Annotated in this window: 11 protein-coding genes, 1 pseudogene and 1 other annotated feature; of the genes and pseudogenes, 7 read left to right on the top strand and 5 right to left on the bottom strand. The window is 63.8% G+C overall.

Features of this window, described 5'->3' with window-relative positions:
* Positions 1-324 precede the first annotated feature (324 nt).
* Positions 325-380 (top strand) — a sequence feature (sul1 is cis-regulatory element that is thought to sense ions involved in sulfur or methionine metabolism; They are found in Alphaproteobacteria).
* 33 nt (positions 381-413) lie between these two features.
* A pseudogene (locus tag KZO24_RS25310) lies at positions 414-1,924 on the top strand (SulP family inorganic anion transporter).
* Positions 1,925-2,154: 230 nt separating this feature from the next.
* Here the strand turns inward: KZO24_RS25310 and KZO24_RS25305 are convergent.
* The 5 genes from KZO24_RS25305 to KZO24_RS25285 all read right to left on the bottom strand — a co-directional run bounded on the left by KZO24_RS25305 (position 2,155) and on the right by KZO24_RS25285 (position 9,721).
* The gene (locus KZO24_RS25305; protein WP_486487395.1) at positions 2,155-2,394 is read right to left on the bottom strand and encodes a hypothetical protein; all 240 of its coding nucleotides are present in this window, start codon (positions 2,392-2,394) and stop codon (positions 2,155-2,157) included.
* Between the two features lie 17 nt (positions 2,395-2,411).
* On the bottom strand, positions 2,412-3,677 hold the full coding sequence (locus tag KZO24_RS25300) for a hypothetical protein (RefSeq protein WP_486487394.1): 1,266 nt from the start codon (positions 3,675-3,677) through the stop codon (positions 2,412-2,414).
* Positions 3,674-4,891: a class I adenylate-forming enzyme family protein gene (locus tag KZO24_RS25295; protein WP_486487393.1), complete on the bottom strand. Its 1,218-nt coding sequence runs from the start codon at positions 4,889-4,891 to the stop codon at positions 3,674-3,676. The genes KZO24_RS25300 and KZO24_RS25295 overlap by 4 nt, the downstream gene beginning before the upstream one ends.
* A gap of 197 nt (positions 4,892-5,088) precedes the next feature.
* Positions 5,089-7,230, bottom strand: coding sequence for a PQQ-dependent dehydrogenase, methanol/ethanol family (locus KZO24_RS25290; protein WP_271183817.1), 2,142 nt, complete (start codon positions 7,228-7,230; stop codon positions 5,089-5,091).
* A 10-nt stretch (positions 7,231-7,240) separates the two neighbouring features.
* Positions 7,241-9,721, bottom strand: a complete 2,481-nt coding sequence (locus KZO24_RS25285) for a TonB-dependent receptor (protein ID WP_271183816.1) — start codon at positions 9,719-9,721, stop codon at positions 7,241-7,243.
* Positions 9,722-10,033: 312 nt separating this feature from the next.
* Between KZO24_RS25285 and KZO24_RS25280 the strand changes: the two genes are divergently transcribed.
* From KZO24_RS25280 to KZO24_RS25255, 6 genes are all read left to right on the top strand, one after another.
* Positions 10,034-10,336: a putative quinol monooxygenase gene (locus KZO24_RS25280; protein WP_271183815.1), complete on the top strand. Its 303-nt coding sequence runs from the start codon at positions 10,034-10,036 to the stop codon at positions 10,334-10,336.
* 4 nt (positions 10,337-10,340) lie between these two features.
* Positions 10,341-10,637 carry a putative quinol monooxygenase gene (locus tag KZO24_RS25275; protein ID WP_271183814.1) on the top strand — a complete coding sequence of 99 codons (297 nt, stop codon included), beginning with the start codon at positions 10,341-10,343 and terminating at the stop codon, positions 10,635-10,637.
* 113 nt (positions 10,638-10,750) lie between these two features.
* Positions 10,751-12,166, top strand: coding sequence for an L-serine ammonia-lyase (locus KZO24_RS25270; protein WP_486487765.1), 1,416 nt, complete (start codon positions 10,751-10,753; stop codon positions 12,164-12,166).
* 93 nt (positions 12,167-12,259) lie between these two features.
* Positions 12,260-13,936, top strand: a complete 1,677-nt coding sequence (gene kaiC / locus KZO24_RS25265; RefSeq protein WP_271183812.1) for a circadian clock protein KaiC — start codon at positions 12,260-12,262, stop codon at positions 13,934-13,936.
* Positions 13,937-13,938: 2 nt separating this feature from the next.
* Positions 13,939-14,220: a circadian clock KaiB family protein gene (locus KZO24_RS25260; protein ID WP_271183811.1), complete on the top strand. Its 282-nt coding sequence runs from the start codon at positions 13,939-13,941 to the stop codon at positions 14,218-14,220.
* Entirely contained in the window at positions 14,217-14,396 is a 180-nt protein-coding gene (locus KZO24_RS25255; protein ID WP_486487392.1) for a hypothetical protein, read from the top strand. Before KZO24_RS25260 ends, KZO24_RS25255 begins: the two co-directional genes overlap by 4 nt.

Here is a 14,396-nt window from a genome sequence, read left to right as displayed (position 1 = left end):
ACGGCGAGACCGGCGACGCGCGCACATAGCATTCATTTCCATGCATGATCTCGAGGCCGCCAATATCAATCTCGTCGGCAGCGAGCCCTTGTCAGGCGTCTGTTCAATTGACCAATTTCACGTGCTCGGCCCTTTTGGCGGGCGCAGGACCATGACGGCTATGCCGCCGGCTTTGCGCGTGAAACCCTGAGCGAGCAGGCACCGGCGCGCGCTTATCGAACCCCGCTTAGATAATCCTCAGACAGGCTTTTCGAACAGCGGGTTGGAGCCGTTTAGTCCTGCGATTGCATTGGCCTGACGGCCGCGCTAGGAGGCATCCATTCGCAAGGACCCGGTGAAATTCCGGGTGGCTATTCCGGCCGCCGATCCGCCGGACAACGTTCGTTGCAGGGCAATCCGCCCTATCCACGCCGCTGCCCCTGCGACCATCGTCGGTTTTCCAGCATGCACAGCTCCCTCTTTCGCGCTACCGCGCCGAATGGTTCAACGGCGTGGGCGATGCCCGGCGCGACATACTCGCCGGCATGGTCGGCACCTTCGCCCTGATCCCGGAGGTCATCGCCTTTTCCTTCGTGGCGGGCATCGATCCGGAGGTGGGCCTGTTCGCCTCCTTCATCATCGGTATCGTCATCGCCTTTGCCGGTGGGCGGCCCGCCATGATCTCCGGGGCGGCGGGATCGGTGGCGCTGGTCGCGGCAGCCCTGGTCCATACCCATGGCCTCCAATATCTCCTGGCCGCCACGCTGCTGGCCGGGCTGTTCCAGATCATATTCGGCCTGCTCAAGCTCGACGTGCTGATGCGCTTCGTCTCTCGATCCGTGCGCACGGGCTTCGTCAACGCGCTCGCCATCCTCATCTTCTCGGCGCAGGTGCCGCAGATGCTGCATGTCACCTGGCACACATATGCGATGATCGCAGGGGGCTGGCGATCATCTATCTGGCTCCGCGCCTTACCAGGGCCATTCCCTCGCCGCTCATCTGCATCCTGATCCTCACCGCGATCAGCATCGCCTTTCCCATGCCCATCCACACTGTCGCAGATCTGGGCCGTCTGCCCGCCTCGCTGCCGGCCTTCACGCTTCCCGCCGTGCCCTTTGACGGCCAGACGTTGCGCATCGTCGCCCCTTATGCGCTGGCCATGGCGGCAGTCGGCCTTCTGGAATCCATGATGACGGCAAGTGTGGTGGACGACCTGACCGAGACGGCCAGTTCCAAGGCACGCGAATGCACGGGCCTGGGCCTTGCCAATGTCGCCGCCGCGCTGTTCGGCGGCATCGCCGGTTGCGGCATGATCGGCCAGACGGTCGGCAATGTGCGCTACGGCGGGCGGCGGCGGTTGTCTACGCTGGTCGCAGGGGTATTCCTCCTCCTGGTCATGGTGCCGCTCCGCCCCTGGGTCGCACAAGTGCCGGTGGCGGCACTGGTCGCGATCATGATTATGGTATCGGCAAGCACCTTTTCCTGGGGATCCATCCGCGACCTTGCCCGGCATCCCAAGGTATCCGGCATCGTCATGGTCGCCACCGTCATCGTCACCGTCGCAACGCATGATCTCTCGGCGGGCGTCACGGTGGGGGTGTTGCTCAGTGGTGTATTCTTCGCCTTCAAGGTGACGCGTCTGATGGACGTGCGCGAGGATTATGACCCGGCGACCGACACGCGCACCTACACCGTCACGGGCCAGATCTTCTTCGCCAGTGCAGAGATTTTCGCTGATCGCTTCGACCTGCGCGACACGGTCGCCCATGTCCTCATCGACCTGACCGCCAGCCATTTGTGGGACATCACTGCGGTCGGTGCACTGGAGGATGTGGTTACGAAGATGCGACACCACGGCATCGCAGTCGAGGTGATCGGCCTGAATGCGGCGAGCGCGATCCTGGTTGATCGCCTGGCCCCCACCGTCGGCAGCCCTGTCGCCTGAAGGAGCGCTCGGGCAAGCCGCTTTCCTACACGTCGTCGGGCCCGGTACATTGCGCCCATGCCCAGCCTGATCGCCTCACACTGCACAAGGTTACACCGCAAGGTGACACCTCACCCGCACAAGGTGACACATCCGCGGCAAAATGTGTCACCTTACAACCGCAAGGTGACACATTTCCGGCCCAAGGTGACACCGTTTCCTTCTGGACCGTGTCAACCGTGTAAACCCTGTCACCTTGCGGGCAGGAACAGCGTGTCCGTTCGTATCCGTCCGGCAAGCTTGGCGATCGAATTGCGAAATTCGCCGAGGCTCACGCTTTTCATTTTACCCGCGCCTGCTAGCGGGACGCTGACAAAAGCGCAGGGAGCGGCCGCATGCATCGCCTCGTCGCTTGCGGCCGCTCCTTTTTGCATTCGCATATTGCCGGCCGGCATCACCACCCCAAAGGTGGCTGTCGCGAGCAGGGTCATCGACACCGGCAAGACATTCAACTGATTGCTTTGACCAGTCCTGCAGGCTCTTCGTATGCGTAGGTGGCTGGACTGCCCGTACCCTCCTCCCGCGCCCGCAGGAAGCCGCGCACCTTGCGTTCGGTCCAGGCGTAAGCATGGGCAAAGACGATGCCGAACCCGATGGCGACGGAAAGCGCAACCCATGGCTTCGGGCCATGAAACACCCGAATGATCAGCGACCTGACCTGATAGTGACTGAGGTACATGAACATCGAAGACCCGGCGACCTCGGAAACGATGGATTTCGCAACAGGCGGAACCTTGATGGATGTCCCGAAGAGCAACAGGGCCACGCCGCCCACGATATAGCCGCTGGCGGACGTGAAACCGTGGTGCAGAAGCACCGCGACCGTCACTATCGGCATGGCCACGATCCGGCTCCGCAAGTCTCGCGCACTTGCTATCAGCATGCCCGCGGCAACCGTCCACAGATACCAGATCGGCGTGCGATGGAAAATGTAGTTGGTGTCCCAGACTTTCTCGACCATCCAGCTTCCTACGGTCGCGGCGATCAGCAGCATCGTGCAGAAGCTCATCGGCCTCGCCTTGAGAAATCTACGAATGGCCGGGATAGAGAAGAGCGCCGCCACGACGAGCAGCAATTGCATGTAGATTTCAGCGAAATAGTAATAGGCCACATGATATTGATGCGGGTCGAACCAGTTCGATATCAAGAGCAGGGGCTTCAGTTCGAGGTTCCTGGCCCACAGCTGCATTGCGATCGTCACCATCAACGTCGGGATAGCTACGCTCAGCACCGTCCCGAAGATCGTACCCAGCTTTCCGGTCCGGCTGATCTCCGGCCACTGGAAGCGCATGACGCTGTAGCCGCACAGCATGAACAGGAAATAGGCTGCGCCCCAGTTCTTGCTGTAGACGAACGTGTCGAGATGCAAGGCCACGATGCAGATCATGAAGAACGCGCGCGTCAGCATCGCGGTGTCGAGCTTGCGCCAGTTGTCTCCTGCCGGCGGGCCGGCGCTCTTTTCCAGTTGCTCGACAGTGAGCGACTCCCACCCGTCCGGCAGGGCACCGAAACGTCCTTCGAAACCAAGCGAGAACTGGATGTAGCTTAGTGAGTCCCCGCCCAGGCTTTCGAAACTGTCGTGGGCGCCGATGCGCCGTCCGGGGAAGAACTGCCGGAAGAACCCCTGGACGTCGCGCGGCGCCGCTTCGGGTGCCCGATCGGGCACGGGATCGACGACGGCAGCCTTGCGCTCCTCGACGAAATCCTGGGTCATGACGCGGCGCATGGCCTTGCCCGTCGCCGTGCGCGGAATCTTCGGGATGACACGGATGTGGAGGGATCCCCGGCAACGACGCCGAATTCCTTCAGGGCCTCTGCCGCCGCCGAATGAAGCCGGTCGGCGGCGATGTCCGTCGCATCCGTGGCGACCAGCACGCCCTCGCCCCGAAGCGCGTCAGGCACTTTCGCCACGACAGCTCTGCCGCTCTGGCCGAGAAGCTGGGAAATGCGCATCTCGAGCAAATCCGGGTTCAGCTTCACGCCGCCTGAGTTGATCAGGTCGTCCGCTCTCCCGTCGTAATAGAGATAGCCATCGTCGATATGGCCGAGGTCGCTGGTCTCCAGCCAGCCGTCGGCGCCGCAAAGATCGCGCATTTCGCCGGCATCCAGCTTCCAGCGCGCAACGTGCGGACCGCGAATGCAGATGCGTCCTTCTTCGGAAATCGCCACCTCGGTCGCGCCGACGGCTTTGCCGACTGAATCCAGCGCGGCATCCGGAACGTCGGAAATCTGGAGGAAAGTGCTGCGCGAGGCTTCCGTCAGGCCATAATGCTGTACGATGCGGGCATTGGGAAACATCTCGCGAATGCCGCGCTTTTCAGCGCCCGACATGTATTGCGAACCGATCTCCAGCCACAGCAGCTTCTTGCCTGCATCCCCGATGACGGACCGCCGCTGCAGCAGGATACGCAGAAGAGTGGGGACTGCGGACAAGGCGTTCACCTCACCCGACCTCAGCATGCGAGCCAGTTCGAGGGGATCGAAACCTCGCGGCGGCAGATATGCGCATCCACCGACCGCGCTGACTGCGCGGATGCGGCCGATGCCGAAGCTGTAGGTGACCGGCACGCCAACATACTCGCGCACTTCTGCGGTCAGGCCCATCTGGTCGATGATCCGCTCCGCTGCATCCGCAAGATTGGCGTAAGTCAGGACGATGCCCTTGGGCTTGCCTTCGGTGCCCGAAGTGTACGTGACCTGCGCAGGCCGATCTTCATGGATCAGCGGATGGCTTTCATCGAACCAGCCGCCTCCGTCGTCCGGCGTGATGCAGGAAACGATTTCCAGTCCGGTAAGGCCTTCCGCGTGGGCCTCGTCATGAACGTTGACGAAGGCCTGGCGGGCCTCGCCAAGCGCGAACACGCTGCGGATGTAAGACAGTGAACTACGAGTAACGAGCGCGGTCGCTGTAAACTTCTGTTTGCGCACTGCAGAGCCCCTCTACTGATCGCCGGCGGGCGATGGTGACGAACGACACGAATCAGTTCTTGCGCAACACACCCCCGCGCAATGAGCGGAAGGGTAAATCCTCTTTTTACTTCAGGAAAATGCTGAGAAATACCAACCGAGAAGCGTGATCGGAGGATCGGGGCGCCCTTTCCGGGCGCCCCTTGCCGAAACGCAGATCACTCCCCGGTCTTGTGCGCAGACCCTACTGCACTGTCGGGCCGTCCGCTGCGCAGGACTTCGGCGCGGGTGCGGATGTACTGGCGTAGGGCCTCGACCTGATCGGGCGTGAATTCGCCGAATTTCGGCATTCCCGCAGGAACCAGCGCGCCGTTGCGGACCACTTCGGCGAACGCCTCCGAATTGGCAGGGATCGGCGAAGTACGCAGGTCCGGCGCGGTGCCGCCCGCGATGACCGAGGTGCCATGGCAGACCGCACAGCGACCGCCGAAGATGCCCTCTCCGCGCGCGGCCTTGCCGGCGTCCGGCTTGAAGTCGGCATCCTCGAAGGCGACGGCCTTGTAAGGTTCGCGCGGCGGCAACTGTTGCTTGCCGCCGATCGCGAAAGTCAGCACCCGCCGCGCCTGCGTGCGGTAATCGATGCCATACTGCGCAAACATCGGGCCGAACAGGCCGACGCTGGTGCCGATCCCGGCGATCACCGTGACGTACTGCTTGCCGTTGACGCGGTACGTGATCGGCGGCGCCACCACGCCCGCGCGCGCATCGAAGTTCCACAAGCGCTTGCCGTCCTCGGCGTCATAGGCCGAAAAGCCGCCGTCGGGCCGCCCCTGGAACACCAGGTTCCCGCCCGTCGCCATGATGCCGCCGTTGCCGTGCGTGGGCATCGGCAGCTTCCAGCGCGCCTTCTGCGCCACCGGGTCCCAGGCGACGAGCCAGCCGGTGACGTCCTTGCCCCCCGCGTCGATCGCGTAGCCGACGCCCGGAGACAGTCCCATGCCCTCGGCGAACTTGAAATTTTCCCGGGTGATGCCAGTATCGTCGAAGTGCGCCTGCAAATCGATGGCGGGAATATAGGTCAACTTCGTCTTCGGGCTGTATGCCATCGGCATCCAGCTATGCGCACCGAGCGGCGTCGGGCGGAACGAAGTCCTGCCGCTTTCGTAGCGCACGCCGGGGTTCTCGACCGGACGGCCGGTGGCAAGGTCGATCTTCTTCGCCCACGTCACTTCCACGAAAGGCTCGGCCGAGATCAGCTTTCCATCCTTCCGGTCGATCACGTAGTAGAAGCCGTTCTTCGGCGCCGTCATCACCACCTGACGCGGCTTGCCGTCGATGGTCAGGTCGGCCAGTTCCATATCCATCGCGGCGTTGAAGTCCCAGCTTTCGCCGGGGTTGATCTGGTAGTGCCATTTGTACTTGCCCGTCTTCGCATCGAGCGCGACGATCGAGCAGACGAACAGGTTGTCGCCCTTGCCCAGAGAACGGATCTTGTGGTTCCAAGGCGCGCCGTTGCCGGTGCCGAGCAGAATCTGGTCGTTGGCCTTGTCGTAAGTGATGGCGTTCCACACCGAACCGCCGCCGCCGTACTTCCACCAGTCGCCGCTCCAGGTCTTCGCGGCCATCTTCTGCGTCTCGTCCTCGAAGCCCTTCGCCGGGTCGCCGGGGACGGTGTAGAACTTCCAGAGCTGCCTGCCGCTGTCCGCATCGAAGGCGGTGACGAAGCCGCGCACCGCGCTTTCGTCGGACCCGGCATTGCCGATGATCACCTTGCCATCGAACACGCGCGGCGGTCCGGAGATGAACATCGGCGCGCCCTCCTCCAGCGTCTGCACGGTCCAGACGGGCTTGCCGGTCTTCTCGTCGAGCGCAACGAGGCGGCCGTCCTGCGTAGCGGTGATGACCTTGTGATTCCAGTAGGCGATGCCGCGACTGCCCCAGCCCTGCCTGAGGCGGATGCCGGAGGCTTCGGGGGCCTTGGGATCGTGTTCCCATTTCACCTTGCCGGAAGCGACGTCGATCGCGCGGACCACCGAATAGCCGCTGGCGAGATAGACCGTGCCGCCCACCTCGATCGGCCCGGTCGCGGGGTTGCCCGCCGGAAGGTCCACCGCCCAGACGAGGCCGAGATCCTTGACGTTCCCGGCGTTGACCTGATCAAGCGGGCTGTAGTGCTGCTCGCCGTACGTTCGGCCGAAAGCGGGCCAGTCCTCGCCGTCGCTGCCGTCGTCGAGCTGGCGCTCCCAGCCTTCGGGAGCGCCCTTGCCTGCCAGCGCCTGCTGATCCGCCGATCCGCAGGCCGCGAGCGACCACGTCAGCGCAAGAGGGATTCCCCAGCGCAGCACCTTTGCCTCAAACATCAAGCACCTCTCAAAGATGGTCGCCGAACGACAGCCCGAGTTCGACACCGAAGTAACGCGGCGCCCCGTATTGCGAGTTGAGCCACAGCCCCGCGACGTTCTGCACCGCCACGCGGTAGCGCTTGTCGGTCAGGTTCTTGCCGATCAGGCGCACGTAGTAGCGGTCATCCGCCTGCGCGAGCGTGATCGAGCCGTTCACCAGCGTCCTCGCATTGAGGAACGTGTTGCCCAGCGGATCGTCGATCGCCTGCGTATTGAGGTTGCGCCCGGTATACGCGACGTTGCCGTTCACGGTCAGCTTGTAGTCGCTGCCCAGCGGCAGCGCATAGGAGCCGTCCAGCGTCCACTGCCACTTCGGCGCGCGGTCCAGCGGAGCGGAGGCCAGGTCATAGCCCGCGTTCTCGGCGGTATAGGTCTTGTACTTACCGTCCTGATAGCCGAGCACGCCGCGCAGGGTCAGGCCCTCGACCGGAGTGGCGGAGAGTTCCGCTTCGATACCCTTCACGTCGGCGCTGGCGGCGTTGACGAACAACGTAACCTGATTGGGCTGGCCGTTGACCACGATTGGCACGTTGAGCTGCTTCTGCAGATCCTTGTACTTCACGTAGAAACCGGTGAGGTTGAAGCGCAGCCGGTTGTCGAGGAACTGCGACTTGAAGCCCAGTTCGAAGCTGTCGGCCTTTTCCGGATCGGTCGGCCGCGCGGCGGCGCGGAAGGCGTCGAGGTCGGTGCCGAAGGCCGCGAAGCCGCCGATCTGGTCGTTGAAACCGCCGCCCTTGTAGCCATGCGAGTAGCCGCCAAAGACGAAGATATCGTCGGTGGCCTGATAGCTGATGCTGGCGCGGTAGGTCGGCTCGCGCCACTTGCCCTTCACGCTGACGACGCCCGCCGGGTACTTGTAGACGCTGGCGTCGAGCGCCTCGTTGATGGTGATCGTCGGGTCGAAGCCGCCGTTCAGTGCCGGAATGAAGGTCTGCTGCCGGCCGAGCCAGGTCTTGTCGTCCCAGGTATAGCGCCCGCCCGCCGCGATCGTCAGCTTCTCGCCCAGCTTCAGCGTGCCTTCGAGGAACACCGCGCGCGACTTGGCCCGCTGCGCGTTGCACAGGACGTACGGCGTATCGTTCCAGTTGCCGAACGGCAGCGGACCGGAGGTGAGGTCGAGGAACCCGAGTATCTGCGCCACGCAGAAATCGATCTTGTCGCGCTGGTAGAACCCGCCCGCGACGAAATTGAACGGCCCCTGCAGGTCGGAGGCGAAGCGCAGTTCCTGCTGCCAAGTCTTGCGGTTGTCATCGCGGGTCGCGTCGAAGAACGACAGGTACTGGCCGTCTTCCGCCACGGCCGTCGCACCCGCGTAGGAGTTGGGAATGCGCGAGCGCTGGTTGCGATAGCCCGAGACCGAAGTGACGGTGCCGATGCCGGTGTCATATTCGAGGTTGGCGTAGAGCCCGTCGACCGAAATGCGCTGGCCCTTGTCCATGAACAGCAGGCCGTCGTGCCGTCCGGTATAGGCCGCCCGCTTCAGCGGATCGGTGCCCTGCGCATTCGGATCGGTCAGCCCGAGCAGGTCGGTAACGAAGGGATTGGTGCCGGTATAGAGGTAGTTCTCGTTCACCGACGGCACCGAGTCCGACCGGTCGCGGATCCATTCGTACTGGAACAGCGCGCTGAAATTGGGCGAAGGCTCGACCAGCAGCTTGGCCCGGGCCTGCCAAACGTCCTTGCCGCCGATCGTCTCGCCGCCAAGGCAGCCGCTGCGCCCCTGGAACTTGTTGTCGACGAAGCCGGTGACCGGGCCGTAACAGGCCCCGTTCTTGTAGAACCCGTCAGACTTCTCGTAACCGCCGACGAGGCGGAAGGCGGCGATATCGCCGATCGGCACGTTGAGCGCGGCCTGCACTTTCTTCTGGCCGAAGTCGCCGTACTCGGCGCGGGCATCGACGCCCACGTACTCCATCTGCGGGCGCTTGGTGCGCACGGTGACGACGCCGCCCGTAGTGTTCTTGCCGAACAGCGTGCCCTGCGGGCCGCGCAGCACTTCGACCTGCGCAATGTCGAAAGTGTCGAGCAGCTGAGTCTGGACCGAGGGCACTACGAAGTCGTCCACCAGCACCGCCACCGGCGGCTCGAAATAGACGATGATCGAGGTCTGCCCGACGCCGCGCATCGCAAAGCTGGCGGCATTGAAGTTGGCGATCGTCGCGGCCGAGAAGTTCGGCACGAACGCCGCGATGTCGCCGAGGTCGCGCGGGGCGGCCTGCGCGATCAACGTGCTGTCCACCGCCGAGACCGAGACCGGCGTGGACTGAAGGTCGGTGGCGCGGCGGGTTGCGGTGACGACAATCTCGGCCAGGCCACCCGACGATTGCTGCCCCGATTCTTGTGGCGCTGCGTCCGTGGTCGAAGTGTCCTGTGCGAAGGCTGGCGTGCTTGCGATTCCGGCGACGAGCGCGAACGCGCAAGACGAGCAGTAAAGCTGCCTGGTGAACATGCCTCTCTCTCCTTGTGCCCCGCCATTTGTTTGCGGGTTGCATCAAGGATTATCACGAAGACGGCGTTTGGCAATCATTCATGTATGTTTTTTTGATGACTATTTTCATCATATGCCCCGGGCTCATGCGGTGGTTGTCGACAAACCTCTCGGGGGCAGGGAAACGCGATATAGCATGCATTCATGATTGTTTTTATTCTGTGATCGCCTATCCTCGATTCCACGGAGCACGCGCCAAGATAGGCGCGGCATTCGGAGAGAACCTGCGGGAACGAGAGCGACTCGTCCCGCACTGAAAGGAGAGAGTGCCTCATGGCCTTCAGTTTCCTGTCCCGCTTCCGCGTCCGCCACGACCGGCAGGACGATTTCATCGCCCTCGCCCGCCAGATGGAGGATTTGTCGAAGCAGGAACCGGGCACGCTTGTCTACAAGTTCTTCCGCCTTGCCGAACCTGGCATGTTCGCCGTCCACGAAAGTTTCGTCGATGAGGCCGCCGACGAGGCCCACATGGCTTACGATCACAACAAGCCGCTGATCGAGAAGATCGTCGGCTGCATGGAAGGCACGTACGAACGCGAGCTCCTGTTCGACCTCGCACCTCATGGAAGGGCCTGACCCTATGCCCGCCAAGAGCTTCATCGCCCAGCTGCGCACCCGGCCGGAAAAGCGCGACGACATGATCGCCCTGCAATCCGAACTGAAGGGTCTGGTGTTCGAAAACGAGCCCGATGCCCTCGTCTATGAACTGTTCCAGTCGGAGGCGGACCCCGACCTGTTCCAGGTCGTCGCCACTTTCCGCGACGAGGCCGCTTACGAAAAGCACATGCATATCGACTTTCACGACCGGCTCGTCCCGCCGATCCTCGAATGCGTGGCCGAGGACATGAAACTGGAGTTCTACCGCTCGCTGCCTTGAACACCGATCTGCCGACAGGGCCTGACGATCGGTGTGCTGCTGGCCCCGGCACTTCAGCTGGAACTGGCCCCTTTCCCCGATGATCCACTGCGCTATACCGGCATCGGAAACCGATATGCACACGACCGCCCTCCCCCTCCGACGCCGAACTCTCGGCAGTTGCGATCAGCGCTCTCGACATCTTCTCTATCGGTATAGGTCCGTCGAGTTCGCACACAGTCGGTCCGATGCGCGCGGCGCTGGCATTCATGGAGAGCCTACCGCAAACGCCGTCACGTGTGGCCTGCGACCTCTACGGCTCACTCGCACTGACCGGGCGCGGCCATGCGACCGACGCGGCGGTGTTACTGGGTCTCTCCGGCCTGCGCCCGGAATCGGCCGATCCCGATGCGGTGCCCGCGATCGTCGCCGACATTCGCGAGCACGGCCGCCTTGCCAGCCGGACGTTCGACACCGAGATCGCGTTTAACGAGAGCACCGACCTCGTCTTCCATTTCGGCGAGTTCCTGCCCGCCCACGCCAATGGCATGCGCTTCACCGCATGGTTCAGCGAAGGGGCGAAGCCGGTGGAGCAGCACTGGTACTCTGTCGGGGGCGGCGCGGTGGTGCGCGGCGATGCGACGTCCCTTGCACCCCTGACGCCCGAGAGCGGCCACAACCTGCGCCAGCCTTTCCCGTTCTCCTCCGGCGCAGGGCTGCTTGCGCTGGGCGAGGAAACCGGGCTCTGCTTCGCCACGCTGGTGCTGCGCAACGAAGGCGTCTGGCGCCCGGAGGCGGAGACGCTGGCCGGGCTCGACCGTATCATCGATGCCATGGACGCCTGCGTCCAGCGCGGGCTCAGACAAGAGGGCCTGCTGCCCGGCGGCCTCAAAGTGCGTCGCCGCGCCCGGACGATCCATACCCGCCTGCGCGCCCAGAAGGACAGCTTCGGCCCGGCCCAGACCTTCGAATGGGTCAGCCTCTTCGCGCTTGCCGTGAACGAGGAGAACGCAGCGGGCGGCCGCGTCGTCACCGCCCCCACCAACGGCGCCGCCGGGGTCATCCCGGCAACCCTGCTCTACTACCGCAAGTTCGTGCCCGGTGCCGACCGTGAGGGCGAGCGCACGCTGTTGCTAACGGCTGCGGCGATCGGCTTCCTCTACAAGAAGCGCGCGTCGATCTCGGCCGCCGAGATGGGGTGCCAGGGCGAAGTCGGCGTCGCCTGCTCGATGGCGGCGGCGGGGCTCGTAGCGGCGCTCGGCGGCACCAACCAGCAGATCGAGAATGCCGCCGAGATCGGCATGGAGCATAACCTCGGGCTCACCTGCGATCCCATCGGTGGCCTCGTCCAGATCCCCTGCATCGAACGCAACACGATGGGCGTGGTCAAGGCCATCAACGCCGCCTACCTCGCGCTTCAGGGCGACGGACGCCATATCGTCAGCCTCGACGCGGTGATCGAGACGATGCGCCAGACGGGCGTAGACATGGCCAGCAAGTACAAGGAAACCAGCCTTGGCGGTCTTGCCGCCAACGTCGTGGAATGCTGATCCGGCCAACTCGGAACCCGGCGCGGATGAGATCGTTTGCCTCGCATCGGGGGCTCGCATAAGCACCGATTCTGCGATCAAATCGGGACGAGCATGACTGCCGGCATCGAAAAGGCCCTGACGGGTATCGAAGGCTTCGACGACATCACCATGGGCGGCCTGCCGCGCGGACGCCCCACCCTCGTATGTGGCTCGGCAGGCTGCGGCAAGACGCTGTTCGCCTCGACGTTCCTCGTCAACGGCGCGCGGGAAGGCGAGCCGGGCGTGTTCGTGACCTTCGAGGAGCGCCCGAGGGACATCGTCGATAACGTCGCCTCGCTTGGCTTCGGGCTCGACAGCCTCGTCGAAAAGGGCCTCGTCGCCATCGAGCACATCGCCGTCGAACCTTCCGAACTGGCCGAAGTGGGCGACTACGACCTGGAGGGCCTGTTCCTGCGCCTCGAACTCGCCATCGACGAGGTCGGCGCCAAACGCATTGTCCTGGACACGATCGAGAGCCTGTTCTCGGCCTTCCAGAATCCCGCGATCCTGCGCGCGGAAATCCGCCGCCTGTTCGACTGGCTAAAGGGAAAGGGCCTGACCGCCGTGATCACCGGCGAGCGCGGCGACGGCTCGCTCACGCGGCAGGGGCTTGAGGAATACGTCTCCGACTGCGTGATCCTGCTCGACCACCGCGTCCACAACCAGATCTCGACGCGCCGGATGCGCATCGTAAAGTATCGCGGCACCGCCCACGGCACCAACGAATACCCTTTCCTGATCGGCGAGGAAGGCTTCAGCGTCCTGCCGGTCAGTTCGCTCGGCCTTGCGCACAAGGTCTTCGAGGAACGGGTGTCAAGCGGCATCGCCGACCTCGATCAGATGCTGACGGGCGGCGGTTTTCATCGCGCCAGCAGCATCCTCGTCTCAGGCGTGGCCGGGTCGGGCAAGAGCTCCATGGCGATGTGCTTCGTCGATGCCGCATGCCGCCGGGGCGAACGGGCGATGATCTTCTCGTTCGAGGAATCGGCCGGGCAGATCGTGCGCAACATGCGCTCGATCGGCCTCGACATCGCGCCATGGATCGAAGGAGACCTGCTGCGCTGCGTATCGGCGCGGCCGACCTTCTACAGTCTCGAGATGCACCTTGCGATCATGATCCGCGAGATCGCGCGCTTCCGTCCCTCGCTGGTGGTGCTCGACCCGATCTCCGCCTTCATGGACAGCGGCGAGACACTCGAAGTCCAGTCTATGCTGCTGCGGATGGTGGACTACCTCAAGTCCAACGGCATCACCGCCGTCTTCACCCACCTCGCCCACGACCAGGCGCTGGCTCAGACCGATGCCGGCCTGTCCTCGCTGATGGATGCCTGGCTGCTGCTGCTCAACCGCGAGGTGAACGGCGAGTTCAACCGCGAGCTTTATCTGCTGAAGGCGCGCGGCATGGCGCACTCCAATCAGGTGCGCGAATTCGTCATGAGCGACGACGGTATCAGCCTGGTCGAACCCTATCTGGGCGAGAATGGGGCGCTGACCGGCTCGGCCCGGCGGTTTGCCGAGGCGCAGGCCCGCCGCAACGAGGTAGACCGACGAACTACCGTCACCGCCCTGCAGCAGAAGGTCGAGCAGCGTCGTCGCAAGGCCGAAGTGGAAATCGCCGCGCTCCAGGCCGACGTCGCAGCGGAGGAGGCGGAATTGCTCCGGCTGATACAGGCGGAAACGGATTTCCGCGATCAGGCCGCGTCCGATCTGGCGGAACTTGCGACCGGCCGAAGCGCTTTTAGGGGATGATCATGGACAGGTCTACCGAACTCACCCTCTACGTCGCCGGGCAGACCCCCAAGTCAGTCGCCGCGATCCGCAATCTCGAGCGGATCTGCAAGGAATACCTCGATTCCAGCTATGCGGTCAAAGTCATCGATCTGAAGGAAAACCCGCGGCTCGCGCGGGAGCACAACATCGTCGCCATCCCCACTCTGGTAAGGCAACTGCCGGTGCCGATCCAGAAGATCATCGGCGACCTGTCGGACACCGAGAAAGTGCTGGTCCACCTCCAGCTGGGTGACGCCGCGTGACGACCGGGCCGGGGCTCGACGCGCTCTCGATAGAGGAGCTGAGACACCGCCTCCACGACGCGGAGGAAACCCTGCGCGCGATCCGCGAAGGTGACGCCGACGCAGTCGTCGTGCGCAGCGCCGACGAGGACACCGTATTCGCCCTAGCCGGGGAGAAGACAGCTATCGCGCGATGA

The sequence above is a fragment of the Novosphingobium sp. NFX11 genome (assembly GCF_057376415.1).
This window is presented reverse-complemented; position numbering and strand designations above follow the sequence as displayed.

Coding starts and splice junctions, on each gene's coding strand:
- KZO24_RS25305 (WP_486487395.1), bottom strand. CDS start 2,394: ATGACCCTGCTCGCGACAGCCACCTTTGGGGTGGTGATGCCGGCCGGC.
- KZO24_RS25300 (WP_486487394.1), bottom strand. CDS start 3,677: ATGACCCAGGATTTCGTCGAGGAGCGCAAGGCTGCCGTCGTCGATCCC.
- KZO24_RS25290 (WP_271183817.1), bottom strand. CDS start 7,230: ATGTTTGAGGCAAAGGTGCTGCGCTGGGGAATCCCTCTTGCGCTGACG.
- KZO24_RS25285 (WP_271183816.1), bottom strand. CDS start 9,721: ATGTTCACCAGGCAGCTTTACTGCTCGTCTTGCGCGTTCGCGCTCGTC.
- KZO24_RS25280 (WP_271183815.1), top strand. CDS start 10,034: ATGGCCTTCAGTTTCCTGTCCCGCTTCCGCGTCCGCCACGACCGGCAG.
- KZO24_RS25275 (WP_271183814.1), top strand. CDS start 10,341: ATGCCCGCCAAGAGCTTCATCGCCCAGCTGCGCACCCGGCCGGAAAAG.
- kaiC (WP_271183812.1), top strand. CDS start 12,260: ATGACTGCCGGCATCGAAAAGGCCCTGACGGGTATCGAAGGCTTCGAC.
- KZO24_RS25260 (WP_271183811.1), top strand. CDS start 13,939: ATGGACAGGTCTACCGAACTCACCCTCTACGTCGCCGGGCAGACCCCC.